This window comes from Nocardia sp. MH4, from assembly GCF_019266065.1.
GTDB classification, from domain to species: domain Bacteria; phylum Actinomycetota; class Actinomycetes; order Mycobacteriales; family Mycobacteriaceae; genus Nocardia; species Nocardia canadensis.
In genome coordinates this window covers 27,649-40,327 of sequence record NZ_LPNR01000070.1, presented here as the reverse complement: position 1 = coordinate 40,327, position 12,679 = coordinate 27,649, and the positions used below count along the sequence as shown (strand labels likewise).

Genomic DNA, 12,679 nt, shown 5'->3' with positions numbered 1-12,679 from the left:
GGCCGGAGCCGGATTCTCTGCCGGGGCCGGGGCCGGATCGGCGGGATTCGAGTTCGCTGCCGGGGCCGGGGCGGCGGGGTTCGGGTTCGCAGCCGGGGCCGGATCGGCGGCCCTCGGTGCCGGGTCGGCGGGGTTCGGATCGGATTCCACCGGCGCGCCCGGTGCCGGGGCCGGGGTGGTCGGCGCGGCGGCTGGTTCCGGCGCCGGAGCGGGGGTCGCGGCGGGGACGCGGCCGTTCGCGGGTGTCGAATCCGGCGCGGACGCGGGCACGGCGGCCGAGACGGGCTTGTTGAGCAGGAAGCCCACCACCCCGGTCGCGATCGCGACGGCGTGCTCGAGCTGTCCCTCGCGTGATTCGAGCAGTGCGGCGTCCTCGGGATTGGCGCCGTTGCCCATCTCGACGAAGACCAGCGGCACCTGGGTCAGCGCCGGGCCGGCCACATCTGCCCTGGTCTGCAACCCGTTGCTGACGCCCGCGTAGGTGGCGGACGGGAAGCCGGCGGCGAGATAGGCATCGCGCACCGCGGTCGACGCGGCGCGGCCCGCACCGGACTGCGCGCGGTCGGCGACCGCATCGGGGATCGGCAGCTGCGGCACGATCAGATGGAAGCCGCGCTGGTCGGCAGGGGCGCTGTCGGCGTGGATGCTCACCGCGATCGCGGCACCGGACTCATTGGCGGCGCGGGCGCGATCGTCGACGCAGCCGCCCCAGCCGGTGTCGTCGGCGCGACTGAGCACCACCTCGGCGCCGAGCGCCTGCAGCGACGCCTTCACCAGCTGGGTGACCTCCCAGTTGATGGTGTGCTCGGGGATGCCGTTGAGCGAGGTCATGCCGGTGGTCTGGCAGTCCTTGGTGCCGCCGCGCCCGTTGTCGACCTGGCGGCTCAGATCCTCCGCGTGCGCGGACCCCTGATGGCCGGGGTCGAGGAAGATCGTCTTGCCGGCGAGCTGGTCGCCGACGGCGGGTTCCGGCGCGGCGTGCGCCGTCGCGGGCACCAGTCCCGTCAGCGACAGGACGACCGCGGCGGAGACGGTGGAGCAGAGACCGGCCTTGATGATGTTTGGTTGCATGTTCGGTCGGTGCCCCGGAACGGAGCACCCCTCCCTTCCCATTGGTAACACCAAACCCAGTGGTTCACTCTTGCAACGTGAGCAACCACAGAGCAAGCACCGTTACCGAAATGTGACGAGAGGAAAGCGCAGGTTAGCGCTGGTCAAATGCCCAGATCGCGAGCGATGTCGACCCGATCAGGCAACCTCGGGCAATTGCCGCAGCGAGCGCAGCGCGTAGTGCACGCGGGTCTTCACCGTCCCCACCGGCACCCCGAAATCCGCGGCCACCTCCCGGTAGCCGCGATCGTGCAGGATCACCTCGACGACCGCGGCCCGCTGCGGCTCGGGCAGTCGGGCCAGCAGCTGATCGACCAGCAACCCGTCGACCAGCCCGTCGGCGAAATCCGGCCTGCCGATGCAGGCGACCTCGGTGATGTCGTCCCAGCCGACATCACCGGGCCGGGCGGCGCGCGCCCGCACGATGTCGACGACGACGTTGCGCTCGATCGCCAGCAGCCAGGTCCGCACGCTGCCCTTGCGCGCGTCGAAGTCGCGACACGACCGCCAGCCACGCAGCAGGGTCTCCTGCACCGCGTGCTCGGCCAGGCCGGGATCTCCCAGACTGCGCATCGCCCGCCAGTGCAGCAGGCCACGGTCGGTGGCCAGCACCTCGGCCAGCCCGTCGGGGGTACACAGGCGCGCGCAGTGCGCACCGCAGGAGTTGTCCTTCATGTGGGGTTATCGCCGCGCATCGCCCCGATGACAACGCCGGCGTTAAGCCGCTCTTCAGAATCCTGCTGGCCCCGCACGCGACACTCGTTTCGCGAGCCCGGCCAGGGCCTGCTCCAGGAGGGGGGAGCAGGGCCGCCGGGCTCGCCCTTTTCCACCCATTCCCTGGCGCGAGCGGGGATCGGCGACGACAATCGCGGCGAGGGAGCGAGAAAACGTGGACATCCATGCATATCCGACCGACGCGCAGACGCCGGTCGACCGGGCCGAGGCCACCCGCATCGCGGCCGACCATCTACCACCCCCGATCCCGGCCACCGACCGGCACATCGTCGAATTCGCCGGCGGCTTCGTCGTCTACGAGGTCCGGCCGCTACACGCGCCCGTGGATCGGCCACTGCCGATCGGCGGTTCGGTGTACGTCATCGACAAGGCGACCGGCGCCGTGTCGTACTGGCCGACCTACCCGTGCTCGGCGGTCGCCGAGCGCTACGAAGCGGGACGGGTGATCGTCGAGGACGACTGGCCCGAGCAGGACGACTGATCGCGGAACAAACACGCGACGCCGGTCGGCAGGCCGCGCCGGCAGTTCAGGCCCGGAACGAGTGCAAGGCGGCCGTGCACAGGGTCTGCTCGGCACCGAACCATTCGAAAGTGCCGACCACTCGAAGTCCCAGGCGAGCGGCGAGTCCGCGCGAGCGAACGTTGGCCGACCGGGTCGCGATGAGGACGGGCTGGTCCGGGAGTTCATCCGCGGCAGCGCGCAACACGGCGCGGGCGGCTTCGGACGCCAGGCCCGCGCCCCAGGCGCGACGCCGCAGCAGGTAGCCCAGTTCCAGTTCCCCACCGTCGTCGGTGACGTGGCCGGGCTCGTCGGCGGCGCGCCGTTTGAGTTCGAAGGTGCCGATCAGCTCATCGGTGACCTTGTCGGCGATGACGAAGTGGCCCGGAGTCGCGGTCGCGTTGGCCGCTCCGCCGATCGCGTCGATGCGTCGTTCGACATCCTCCCGCCGCCGCGGCTCCCCGAGGAAGGTCCAGACATCCGGGTCGGTCTGCAGCTCTATGAGCCCTTCCCGATCGGTGTCACGCGCCTTGCGCAGCAGCACACGCTCCGCGACGATCTGGATCGCGGACAGCATCGGTGACTGTGTCATGTGGCCTTCCGTTGCGTGGACGTCGATCCACCCATCTTGCACCCCGCTCGGACAACCTCGACATACGTGAACTCCTTCACGGCAATGACGTTCACGTGATCCTGAGCCCACCGACCCACAGGCCCAGGGCACGGACAGCGCCGGCGGATTCGCGTCAACCGTTCAGGTAGGTGCGGATCAGTTCACGATCCTCGGCGGTGGCGGGCAACTGCGCGACGAGGAGCAGTTCCGGGTTCTCGACCAGCCGCAGCTGGAACAGCTCGAGGGCGATCGGCCCTATCTCGGGATGGTCGATGTCGAGGACGGCGGGCTGGAAGTCCTGTACCGGATACTCCGACCACCAGCTGCGGAATTCGGCACTGGCGGCGCTCAATTCGGTGACCACGCGGGTCAGGCGTTGGTCGCCGGGGCTGTTGCCGACCAGCACCCGGAACTGGCTCAGGATCGCCCGCGCGGCGGCTTCCCAGCCGCGCATCATGGCTCGGTTGCGCTCGTCGGTGTACATCCACCACAGCAGATTCCGGCGCTCGGGTGCCAGGGCGGACGGATCGGTGCGGATCCGGCGGAACGCGCTGTTCCACACGACGAAGTCCAGGCAGGCGTCGTGCACCACGGCCGGAGTCGGCCACATCTCGTCGACCAGACGCTGCAGACGCGAGAGCTGATCGGTGGCGCGGTAGGTCACCACCGGGTCGGCCAGACCCGCCAGCCTGCGTAACTGTCTGTGCTGCACGGGTTCCAGGCGCAGCGCTCGGGCCAGCGCGTCGACCACCTGCGGGCTCGCGGTGATCTTGCGGCCCTGCTCCAGCCACGTGTACCAGGTGAGACTCACCCCGGCCAGTTCGGCGACCTCTTCGCGGCGCAAGCCCGGGGTTCTGCGGCGGCCCGGGATCAGGTCCTCGGGCAGACCGACGTCGGCGGGCCGCAAGCGGGAGCGGTGGGTGGTGAGGAAGGCGGCCAGTTCGGTGCGGCGATTTTCGCTCATGACGCTCCCGGTGTCTCGGCGAACAGTGATGTTCTGGGTAGCAGTATCGGTGCCAGGACCGCGAGGCGTCGGCGGCTTAGCGTCGTAGTCGAGAGGTGATCGCGAAAGATCAGCCGGGACAAGGGAGTACGACGATGAGTGACGACAACGGGCCGGTGCTGGTGATCGGTGCCACCGGGCAGCAGGGGCGGGCGACCGCGGCGGCGCTGCTCGAACGAGGACGGCGGGTCAGGGCGTTCGTGCGCGATCCGGAATCGGCGGGTGCGCTGGCGCTGCGCGCCGAGGGTGCCGAGCTGGTGGTGGGCGATCTCGACGATCCGGGCAGCGTGAAGGCCGCGCTGGACGGCAGCGACAGTGTGTTCCTGATGCTCACGATGATGGAGGGGGTCCACATCACCGCGGCCGGGATCGCCGCCGAGCAGCGGCGGGGTGAGCTGGTGATCGATCTGGCGCGCGACAGCGGGATCGACCATCTCGTGTACAGCTCGCTGCGGGGCGCCGGGGAGGACTCGGGGGTGGAGTACTACGCCGCGAAGACCCACCTCGAGGAGTACATCGCCGCGCAGGGCGTCCCGGCGACGATCCTGCGGCCGGTGTTCTTCATGGACAACTTCCGGTCCTTCAATCGTCCGGTGCTCGACGATTCCGGCACGCTGCTGGTGAATCTCGCGGTGCGCGAGGATATCCCGATCTCGCTGATCTCGGTTCGGGATATCGGCGCCTTCGCCGCGCTCGCCCTGACCCACCGCGAGGAGTACCTGGGCCGCACGCTGCCGATCGCCGGTGATCGGCTGACCCCGCCGCAGATCGCCGAGGTCTTCGGCGCGGTGGCCGGGTTGCCCGCGCGCAGCGTGCAGGTGCCGATCGAGGCGGTGCGGGCCTTCGACGAGCAGGTGGGCAAGATGTTCGCGTATTTCAACGAGCGGCCCGACGAACCGCTCGACCTGGCCGCGCTGCGCGTCGCCCACCCCGGTGTGCAGGACCTGCCGTCCTGGCTGGCGGCTACCGGCTGGCGGCCGTAGCCGGCCGGCGTAGGGCGACCAACACGCCGAGCGACATGATCGTGAGGGTCGGCACGCCGAACCAGTCGCCCCACCGGCCGTACGGCGTGGCGCCCTGGCTGGTGCCGAGATCGGCTAGGGCCATTCGGGTTTCAGTGATGTCGGTTTCGACCGCGACGGCGATCCGGCCGCGCGCGTCGACCCCGACCAGTTCGCCGAGTTGCGCGGGTCGGGCGATGGCGATGCCCGACTCGACGGCTCGCACGACGGCCATGCGGCTGTGCAGCCAATGGTCGACGGTGAAGTCCAGGGCGGGGGCGAGCAGCAGGGTCGCTCCGTTCGCGCGGTTCTCGCGGACGAGGTCGGGGTGGTCGAGATCGGCGCAGATCGCGAGTGCCCATGGCCGACCGGGTACCGGCACCACGCTCCGGCCTGCCCGCAAGCCGGCTTCCAGGCCGGGCACCAGATACCGCTTCGCGTAAACGATGTCACCCGGATAGGCGATGGCGGCATTGACGTTGCCGTCAGGGTGCTCCAGTTCCGACCCGACCACCACGTGTATTCCGCGCCGCGTGGCGACTTCGTCGAGTGGTCCGCTCAGCAGGGCGATGTCGGATCGGGTGGCATGCCAGGCCTTCTCGGTGAACACGACGACCTGCGCGCCCTGATCGGCCGCGCGCCCGACCATCGTCACCGCCTCGGCGATCATCGCCGCGCCGGGTGCGGAATCGACGGGAACGTACATCGGCGGCTGCGCCAGCGCGACGACCGCGACCCGGACGACAGGCCCCTCGGCGGCCGAGTACCACGCACCGACCCCGCCGACCCCGAGAATCAGCACCACCGCGACACCGAAGGTCCGGCACCGCACCGTCTTTCGCACCGATGACACGGCCGGGGCGTCGCCTGCGAGAGCGCGGCTTCGGCGCATGTTTCGCCCCTGATGCGCGGTACCGGCAGCACCATCGATCGTCACCGTTTTCGGCGTCGCCACGGCATCGGCAGTCGGGTGCGGGCACGCGGTTCGCTCTCCCGGCACCGTCACGGCCGCGACGACGGCGGGCACGGCCAGCACCAGGAAGCTGATCCCCGCGACGCCGGTGACCGCCGCGATCCGCACGATCGGTCCCACCTCGGCCTGGGAGTAGCCGATGCTCCACCACGCGCCGACCCCGCCGACCAGGCGGTGCAGGTATTCCGCGCAGGTCCAGGCGGCGGGGAAGGCGAGCGCGGCGAGTCCGATTCGCCGGCGCGCGAGCAGCGTGCGGAACAGCAGGACGCACGCCCCGTAGGCGATGGCACTGCCGCCGAGCAGTATGGCGGCGGCGGTCAGCGGTTGTTCCAGCGTCCGGACGAAATACGGCCAGTAGCGGGTAGTTCCGCCGAGCCACGACAGCACGGCCGCCGCGCCCACAGCCCAGGCGGGATAACGCGGCGCCGTCCACAGCACCGGTAGTGGCGCGAGAAACGCGACCAGCGGGATCGGATGCAGGCCGGTTCCCACCGCCCACAACCCTGCCGACAGCGCCGTGGCAGCGCACCAGATACCTACGTGGACAGATCTTTTCGTCGAGAACGTCACCGCTCGATGGTGGGTGGCAACCGGCCCCGCGCACATCGCCCGGGCGAGCGGTCTCGCCTCCCTCGCGCGAGGGGGGTCAGCGTCCCGGCAGCCCGTTGTCGCCCGGCGCCACCATCCCGGATTCGTAGGCGAACACCACCGCCTGCGCCCGGTCGCGCAATCCGAGTTTCGCCAGGACCGAGCTGACATGGGTTTTCACGGTGTGCTCGGTGACGACCAGGCGCGCGGCCAGTTCCGCGTTGGATCGGCCCGCGGCGAGCTCGCGCAGGATGTCGCGTTCGCGGGCGGTGAGGGCCGCCAGGTGGGGTGTGGCATCCGGTCGACGGGTGCGCGCGATCTCGGCGATCAGGCGGCGGGTCACCGACGGGGCGAGCAAGGCCTCCCCCGCCGCGACGACGCGGACCGCGTTGACGAGTTCGGTGCGGCGAGCGTCCTTGAGGAGGAACCCGCTCGCACCCGCTCGCAGGGCCGCGTAGACGTAGTCATCCATGTCGAACATGGTCAATACCAGGACTTTCGCGTCGCCGGCCGCGCAGATCCGGGCGGTGGCGGCGACACCGTCGAGCCGGGGCATCCGCAGATCCATCACCACGACGTCGGGCCGCAGCCGTCGTGCCGCCGCAACGGCGTCGGTGCCGTCGGCGGCTTCACCCACGACCTCGATGTCGGGTTCGGCTGCCAGGATCAGCCGGAAGCCCGTGCGGAACAGTTCCTGATCGTCGACGACGAGGACCCGCATGCTCACTTCCCCTGTGTCAGTGGCAGTTCGGCGTCGACGGCGTAGCCGGTCGCGGTCGGCCCCGCACGGAGTACGCCGCCGCAGGCGTGCACGCGCTCGCGCATTCCGAGCAAGCCGAAGCCGGTGGCGTCCGATCGTGGCGCGGCGGTGCCGTCGTCGACGACGCTGACCCCGAGCCGGTCCGCCGACCAGCACAACGCGACGTCGACCCGGCTCGCCCGCGCGTGCTTGCCGGTGTTGGTGAGCGCCTCCTGCACGATCCGGTAGGCGGCGGCCTCGGTCTGCGGCGCGATCGGCGCGCGTGGTCCGTGTTCGGTGTAGTACGCGGCCAATCCCGCGCGCTCGGCCCGCGCGACGAGATCGGCGACGGCGGCCACGCCGAGTGGGTGCGGCAGGTCGTCGCTGTCACGCAGGGCGCCGATGCTGTGCCGGAGTTCGCGCAGGGCAGCGCGGCCGTCGTCGGCGATCGCGGCGAAGGCGGCGTCGGTGGCGGTCGGGTGCGCGAGCAGGGGGCCGGTCTCGGCGCGCAGGATCATGGCGCCGATGGTGTGGGCGAGGCCGTCGTGCATGTCCCGGGCGATACGCAGCCGTTCCCTGGCCACGGCGCTCGCCCGTTCCTCGTCGAGGCGGCGGGCCCGCTCGGCGAGAACGTCGATCTGGGCCTGGCGAGCCCGCGCCCCGGCGCCGAGCGCCCAGGCGGTCAGGAACGACATCGCGGCGTAACCGTAGGAGTCGGCGGATTCATGCGGTACCAGCAGCGAGACCAGAATTCCCGCCGCGACCAGCACGAACGCGATGCGCCGCCGGCTCGCCGGGCAGTAGGCGGCGATCGTGTAGACGCAGACGACGGTGCCGAACGGCAACACGGGCATGGCGTGCGCGCACGACAGCGCGGTGATCGCGGGTCCGACCACCGCCAAGGTGGCCAGTGGCGCCCGGCGCCGCCACAACACCGGAACCGAGGCCAACGCCGACAGGCCGACGATCCACCACGCCGCACCGGCGACGACGGCGGGCCCGACGGTCACGACCGTCACGATGACGGCGATCAGCACATCGATCGGTTCCGGCGGTTTCCGAAGCAGGTCCACGACGATCCAGTCTGACCGGTGACGCCGCGCCGCGCCTCCCTCGCGAGAGTGATTCCGGCGCCGCGCGGGTGGTTCCCCACGGCGGCGCTCACGGGCCTAGGCTGGATCCGGACCGGAGCAACGGGCAGCCCACAGGCCGATGACCTGCGATGATGCCCGGCTCGGACCGCCCCGACCAAGAACGAATTGCATACATAGCGATGTGTGCATACGATAGCGACCGATCGAACCGCAGGGAGAGGTGAACACGATGGGCGCAGGACACGGACACGACCACGGGGTGTCGGCCGACAGCGACAAGCGCTGGCTGGCCGGGGCGCTGGCGGTGATCGTCACCTTCCTGATCGGTGAGGTGATCGTCGGCATCGTGGCCGATTCGCTGGCACTGCTCTCCGACGCGGCGCACATGACCACCGACGCCGCCTCGATCGTGCTGGCCCTGGTGGCGATCCGCCTCGCCAAGCGCCCGGCCACCGGCCGGATGACCTTCGGCTGGAAGCGGGTGGAGATCCTCTCGGCGCAGGCCAACGGCCTGACACTGCTGCTGCTGGCGCTGTGGCTGGGCCACGAGGCGATTCGCAGGCTGTTCGAGCCGCCGGAGGTGCACGGCACGCTGGTGCTGGTCACCGCGCTGGTCGGCATCGTGGTCAATGTGCTGGCGACCTGGATGATCAGCCGCGCCGACCGGACCAGCCTCAATGTCGAGGGCGCCTACCAGCACATCCTCAACGACCTGTTCGCCTTCATCGCGACCGCCGTGGCCGGCCTGGTCATCATCCTCACGGGCTGGGTGCAGGCCGACGTCGTCGCCACCCTGATCGTGGTCGTGCTGATGATCAAGGCGGGCATCGGGCTGATCCGGGCGTCGAGCCGGATCTTCCTCGAGGCCGCCCCCGACTACCTCGACCCCGAGCAGGTCGGTCGCGACATGGCCGCCCGCGACGGCGTGACCGAGGTGCACGACCTGCACATCTGGGAGATCACCTCCGGCTCCCCCGCCCTCTCGGCGCACGTGCTCGTGCAGCCGGGGCACGACTGCCACGCGGTCCGCGAGGACATCGCGCACATGCTCGACCACGAGCACCACATCGAGCACGTCACCTTGCAGGTCGACCACGCTCGGCCCGCGGTCATCGGGATCGGCGCCGCCGACGACGACAGCCACTGCGGCGAGGCGCACGGCCCCAAGCACGTCTCGACCGGGCGGGCGCCGCACACGCACTGACCCCACGAACGAGGGAAGGCCCCACACCGGCAACGGTGCGGGGCCTTCTCGTCGGTCACGCTGTCAGGGCGGACCTGGTCGTTTCATCGACCTGGGGCTGGGGTCAGCCGCCGAAGGAGCCGGTCCACAGGGTGTCGACCAGGCCGTGCAGGGCGGCGCCGAGGGTGTCGAAGAGGCCGTTCAGGGCGGCACTACCGGTGTCGATGATAACGGGGATCATAATAATTCCTCTGTTTCTCGCATAGGCCCAGCCGAAGCTGGCTTACAGATGGCCTATCGACACCAGAACGCCGCGAGTTACGACATTCGGAGAATTCGTGACCCTCGTAACAACAACCCATTGAAACCTATTACCACCTGCGGTTTTGCTCAAATACCTCACGTTTCTGAGGGGATTATGAGAATCGCATGAGATTCATGTTGCGCTCATCCGATAAGCCCGAATTTCCGATGCCCCGAGAAATAGGGGCACCGATCACGAATACATAGCGCGACATCTGGTCACACATATTCGTCGCCGCGGATGGGTCGGCCGCCGAACATCCCCGCGACCAGGCCGAGGAAGCCGAGGTGGGCCCGCAGCGCGGCGCCGTCGCGGGCGACGGAGGCGACGGTGGCCGTCCCCGACGTCACCGGACGCCCGGCGAACCGGTCGGCCAGCCAGGCCAGCACGACCGGAACCACCAGGAACTCCAGCGGCAGGTGCGAGCCACGGCGCACGCGCAGGTATTCGACCGTCGCGCCCGCCCGCCGATAGCGCTCGACGTGCGCGTCGACGTCGGCCACGGCGATGACCTCGTCGCGCACGCCCTGCACCACCAGCAGCGGGGCGGCGGGCGCCCTGGTGCCGGGCTCGATGTCGGCCAGGATGCGGCGCAGGGCCGGTTCGGCCAGCAGCCCGGCGAGGCCGTCGCGCAGATGCCGGGTGACGTCGCGGCGGGCGAAGCGCCACAGCAGCGCGAAGGTGGTGCGCTCTTCGGCTTCGCCGAGCAGGCCGCGGTACCGGTCGTCGAGGTGGTCGTCGAGGACCGGGTCGAGATCGGGGTAGGCCCGGCGCAGACCCGCGACGAACGCGGCCGGGAATCCGGCGAACCAGCCGCCGTTGAGGCGGACGAACGCCGCCGCCGGATCTCCGACCGGCGACCCGGCCGCCGCGCCGACGATGTTCAGCTCCGGCGCGTAGTCGGCGGCCAGCTCCGCCGCCCACGCCGTCGCCAGGCCGCCGCCGGAATAGCCCCACAGGGCCACCGGCGTCGACGGGCTCAGGCCCAGCGGCACGAAGCCGAGCGCGGCTCTGATCCCGTCCAGCGCCCGGTAGCCGGGCTCGCGGGCGGCGCCGAACCGGCCACCGAGGCCCTCGTGATCGGGCACCGACACCGCCCACCCCTGCTTCAGCGCCATCGCCACGATCGGCAGTTCGAGCGGTGCGATCGAGCCGGTGGTCTGCGCGCCGAGCCGCAGCGCGTAGGAGGGAAAGCACCGCGGTGCGACGGCGTCGATCGCGCACTGGAACGAGATCAGCGGTCGCGGGCGGGTGGGGTCGGCGCCCCACGGCAACAGCACCGTGGTCACCGACACTTCCGGCGCGCCGTCGAGATCGCAGGTCCGATACAGCAGTTGCCAGGCCACGATCCGCTGCCGCACCACCCCGAACAGGGCCAGCTCCACCGAACGCGAGCGCACCACCGTGCCCGGCGCGAGCAGCTCGGCTCCGGGCGGGGCGAGGTAGAACGGATCGTCGGGCGGAAGCAGTGGCGCGGTGCCCCACTGCGTCAGCGCGGGCAGGTCGAGCCTCATAGGCTGCCGCCGCCACCGAAGAACCAGGGGTTGAACGTACAAGTCAAGGCGGGGCTGCCTTCCGGATCGAGAGCCCGCAGCGCGATCGAGGCCGCGCGGGGCGAGTACATCATGGTCAGGTGGTCGGAGACGTCCTGCTCACACCCGTCCTGCAGGGCGATGTTGTCGACGGTCGCGTCGGGCCCGGCCCGCAGGAAGGTCAGGTCGAGGGGGTTCATGACCTCGTCGTAGCGGGAGCCGACCACGGTGTAGGCGACGCCGGGGACGGTGTCACCGGTGGCGTTGAGCGTGGTGTAGAACGGCGAGCCGACGGCCTGTTCGACATTGGCCACGCCGATGATCGGCCGGTAGAAGCCGAGGATGTCGATGCCGGCGTTGTTGATCATCCGGCCGAGCGTGGCGATGCCGAGCAGCGCGGTGCCGTGGTGGGTGGCGCCGAAGGTGACCAGCTTGTCGACCTTGCCCTGTCCACCGTCGAACTTGAGGTACTGGTTGGCGATCGTGCCGCCCTGCGAATGGCCGACGATGTCGACCTGGTCGGCGCCGGTGGCCGCCCGCACCCGTTCGATGAATGCCGCGACCTGGTCGGCGGAGTCGGCCATCGGCCCGACCCCGTAGCGGCCCGGCAGCACGGCGCCGAGCCCGCCGCCCTCGAGCAGCGCCGACTTGCCGTAGTTCAGGGCGAAGACGCAATATCCGGCCTGCGCCAGGCGCGGCGAGAGGTAGGAGAAGGTGTCGTAGGCGTTGAGCCAGGTGCCGTGCAGGAGCACGACGGGGCGCGGATGCTGCGCGCTCGGTGTGCAGTCCCAGCGATTGGCGCCGGGCGGCGCGGCGTCGGGGTGCAGCAGGCCGTAGGCGAAGGCGGGCAGATAGGCCGACATCTCCGGCCCCTCGCCGACGGCGTCGGAGGCCCGGCTGCCCGAGGAACCCGAGCTGCTGCCGGAGGCGCTGCCGGTGTCGGCGATGGCGGTGGGGCGACGACCGTCGGGGGTCGTGGCCATGCCGGCGTCGAGGTATTCGGCCAGCGAGGCGATGGTCGGTTCCAGCACCGGGTCGGCGGTCGCCGTACCGGCGCCGAGGACCGAGGCCGCGGTGAGACCCGCGGCGATGCCGAGTCCGCACAGGGTGCGGCGCAGTGGCTGCGTCGTTGCAATCATGGTGGTCACTTCCTCGAACCGCGTCGGCCAGCGTCGGCTCGGACGCGCTCAGCGAATCTATGACCGGCGCCACATCGCTGTCACTGCACGGTGAACCGAGAAAACCCGACTCTTGTTGGCGCGAGAACCAAGATCTGTGCCTTCTCGACGGGAGGTGCCCACGACG

Annotated in this window: 12 protein-coding genes; 3 read left to right on the top strand and 9 right to left on the bottom strand. The window is 70.5% G+C overall.

Annotation, left to right across the window (positions count from 1 at the left end):
• Positions 1–1,071: N-acetylmuramoyl-L-alanine amidase (locus ATM97_RS06465; protein WP_218717023.1), on the bottom strand; the 1,071-nt coding region annotated here is incomplete at its 3' end.
• Between the two features lie 177 nt (positions 1,072–1,248).
• On the bottom strand, positions 1,249–1,785 hold the full coding sequence (locus tag ATM97_RS06460; RefSeq protein WP_218717022.1) for a sigma-70 family RNA polymerase sigma factor: 537 nt from the start codon (positions 1,783–1,785) through the stop codon (positions 1,249–1,251).
• Positions 1,786–1,999: 214 nt separating this feature from the next.
• Between ATM97_RS06460 and ATM97_RS06455 the strand changes: the two genes are divergently transcribed.
• Positions 2,000–2,326 (top strand): hypothetical protein, encoded by a 327-nt coding sequence (locus ATM97_RS06455; protein ID WP_218717021.1) that lies wholly within the window; start codon positions 2,000–2,002, stop codon positions 2,324–2,326.
• Between the two features lie 46 nt (positions 2,327–2,372).
• Here the strand turns inward: ATM97_RS06455 and ATM97_RS06450 are convergent, their stop codons facing one another.
• Together ATM97_RS06450 and ATM97_RS06445 are read right to left on the bottom strand one after the other, a co-directional pair.
• Positions 2,373–2,936, bottom strand: coding sequence for a GNAT family N-acetyltransferase (locus ATM97_RS06450; RefSeq protein ID WP_218717020.1), 564 nt, complete (start codon positions 2,934–2,936; stop codon positions 2,373–2,375).
• A 154-nt stretch (positions 2,937–3,090) separates the two neighbouring features.
• On the bottom strand, positions 3,091–3,921 hold the full coding sequence (locus ATM97_RS06445; protein ID WP_218717019.1) for a helix-turn-helix transcriptional regulator: 831 nt from the start codon (positions 3,919–3,921) through the stop codon (positions 3,091–3,093).
• Between the two features lie 134 nt (positions 3,922–4,055).
• On the opposite strand from ATM97_RS06445, the gene ATM97_RS06440 reads away from it, so the two are divergent.
• Positions 4,056–4,943: an NmrA/HSCARG family protein gene (locus ATM97_RS06440; protein WP_218717018.1), complete on the top strand. Its 888-nt coding sequence runs from the start codon at positions 4,056–4,058 to the stop codon at positions 4,941–4,943.
• Here the strand turns inward: ATM97_RS06440 and ATM97_RS06435 are convergent.
• The 3 genes from ATM97_RS06435 to ATM97_RS06425 all read right to left on the bottom strand — a co-directional run bounded on the left by ATM97_RS06435 (position 4,924) and on the right by ATM97_RS06425 (position 8,334).
• Positions 4,924–6,426: a nitrilase-related carbon-nitrogen hydrolase gene (locus ATM97_RS06435; protein WP_218717017.1), complete on the bottom strand. Its 1,503-nt coding sequence runs from the start codon at positions 6,424–6,426 to the stop codon at positions 4,924–4,926. The genes ATM97_RS06440 and ATM97_RS06435 overlap by 20 nt on opposite strands.
• Positions 6,427–6,580: 154 nt before the next feature.
• The gene (locus tag ATM97_RS06430; protein WP_308248393.1) at positions 6,581–7,249 is read right to left on the bottom strand and encodes a response regulator transcription factor; all 669 of its coding nucleotides are present in this window, start codon (positions 7,247–7,249) and stop codon (positions 6,581–6,583) included.
• Positions 7,246–8,334 carry a histidine kinase gene (locus ATM97_RS06425; protein WP_218717016.1) on the bottom strand — a complete coding sequence of 363 codons (1,089 nt, stop codon included), beginning with the start codon at positions 8,332–8,334 and terminating at the stop codon, positions 7,246–7,248. Before ATM97_RS06425 ends, ATM97_RS06430 begins: the two co-directional genes overlap by 4 nt.
• A 250-nt stretch (positions 8,335–8,584) precedes the next feature.
• Between ATM97_RS06425 and ATM97_RS06420 the strand changes: the two genes are divergently transcribed.
• The gene (locus tag ATM97_RS06420; RefSeq protein WP_218717015.1) at positions 8,585–9,559 is read left to right on the top strand and encodes a cation diffusion facilitator family transporter; all 975 of its coding nucleotides are present in this window, start codon (positions 8,585–8,587) and stop codon (positions 9,557–9,559) included.
• A 501-nt stretch (positions 9,560–10,060) separates the two neighbouring features.
• Here the strand turns inward: ATM97_RS06420 and ATM97_RS06415 are convergent.
• Both ATM97_RS06415 and ATM97_RS06410 read right to left on the bottom strand, forming a co-directional pair.
• Positions 10,061–11,356 (bottom strand): lipase family protein, encoded by a 1,296-nt coding sequence (locus tag ATM97_RS06415; RefSeq protein WP_218717014.1) that lies wholly within the window; start codon positions 11,354–11,356, stop codon positions 10,061–10,063.
• Positions 11,353–12,513 carry a triacylglycerol lipase gene (locus ATM97_RS06410; protein ID WP_218717013.1) on the bottom strand — a complete coding sequence of 387 codons (1,161 nt, stop codon included), beginning with the start codon at positions 12,511–12,513 and terminating at the stop codon, positions 11,353–11,355. Before ATM97_RS06410 ends, ATM97_RS06415 begins: the two co-directional genes overlap by 4 nt.
• Positions 12,514–12,679: the final 166 nt, after the last annotated feature.